Genomic DNA, 1,037 nt, shown 5'->3' with positions numbered 1-1,037 from the left:
CACCTCAAAATGAGCATAAGAAAAGCCCACGCCATAAGGCATGAGCTTGAAAAAATATTTAAAATTTTAAGAAAAACGCTTGACTTTTATGCGTATTATGCGTATAATATAATCAAGAGGTGAGGACAATGACCTTTCGAGAAGTTGAAAAATTACTTCTTACGGATGGCTGGAAATTCAAGAACGCGCGAGGCTCGCACAATTACTACATACATCCGGTAAAACCGGGTAAGGTAACAATACCAAACCATAGCGGCGATCTTGATAAGAAAACGGTCCACTCGATCTTGAAACAGGCGGGGCTAAAATAAGCCCCCTTGTTTTCGTATAAATCTTTATTACCGACGAAAGGAAGGGGCCTAGTATGAAAATTGTATATCCAGCATTGTTTACTCCACTAGAAAAAGGAACCGGTTATTGTGTTGCATTCCCTGATTTACCAGGCTGTGTAACAGAGGGAGACAGCCTTGCCGAAGCCATTGAAATGGCTGTGGACGCCGCGTCTGGCTGGGTTCTGGATGAACTGGAAGATGGAAATCCCGTTCCCGAAGCTTCTAGAAGAGAGGATATTCCCATTACGGAACCACAATCTTTTGTGAATCTCGTTGTTTTAGACATGGACAGCTATGCGGAAAAATATGGTCAAAAGGCCGTTCGTAAAAACTGCACAATTCCGGCATGGCTGAATACCCTCGCAGAGAAAAAAGGAATCAGTTTCTCAGAAGCATTGCAGGAAGGGCTCGCACAAAAGCTGAATTTAAAAATAACAGCATAAGAAAAGCAGGGTGGTTAAACCCTGCTTTATTTTCCTTTTAACGAAGCTATTCCAACATCTTAGATTATAAATTTTTCTGTTCGGGAATTTCGGTCAATTTCAAAAAATGATTGTGTTTTTTCCTCGGATAGCTTTCATCGTGTTCACCAATCGCAAAAGCAATTTTCTGCCAGGAAAAGCCGTTGATATAACGCAGGCTCAAAATTTGCCTCATAAGACTATCATCCACGGAAGCAATAAATCGGTTCAGCCGGTTATATTC

Annotated in this window: 2 protein-coding genes and 1 pseudogene; 2 read left to right on the top strand and 1 reads right to left on the bottom strand. The window is 41.3% G+C overall.

The window, feature by feature from the left end; all coding sequences use genetic code 11:
* Nucleotides 1-128 precede the first annotated feature (128 nt).
* Entirely contained in the window at nucleotides 129-311 is a 183-nt protein-coding gene (locus tag DPQ25_RS14305; RefSeq protein ID WP_112333842.1) for a type II toxin-antitoxin system HicA family toxin, read from the top strand.
* A gap of 53 nt (nucleotides 312-364) precedes the next feature.
* Complete coding sequence (locus DPQ25_RS14300) at nucleotides 365-775, top strand: type II toxin-antitoxin system HicB family antitoxin (RefSeq protein ID WP_112333841.1); 411 nt, start codon at nucleotides 365-367, stop codon at nucleotides 773-775.
* Between the two features lie 64 nt (nucleotides 776-839).
* On the opposite strand, the pseudogene DPQ25_RS14840 reads toward DPQ25_RS14300, so the two are convergent.
* Nucleotides 840-1,037, bottom strand: a pseudogene (locus tag DPQ25_RS14840) (hypothetical protein); the annotation flags it as partial.

The organism is Hydrogeniiclostridium mannosilyticum (genome assembly GCF_003268275.1).
Lineage (GTDB): Bacteria > Bacillota > Clostridia > Oscillospirales > Acutalibacteraceae > Hydrogeniiclostridium > Hydrogeniiclostridium mannosilyticum.
This window is presented reverse-complemented; position numbering and strand designations above follow the sequence as displayed.

Bases quoted from the DNA above. Each gene is read 5' to 3' on its own strand.
- DPQ25_RS14305 (WP_112333842.1), top strand. From the start codon at position 129: ATGACCTTTCGAGAAGTTGAAAAATTACTTCTTACGGATGGCTGGAAA.
- DPQ25_RS14300 (WP_112333841.1), top strand. From the start codon at position 365: ATGAAAATTGTATATCCAGCATTGTTTACTCCACTAGAAAAAGGAACC.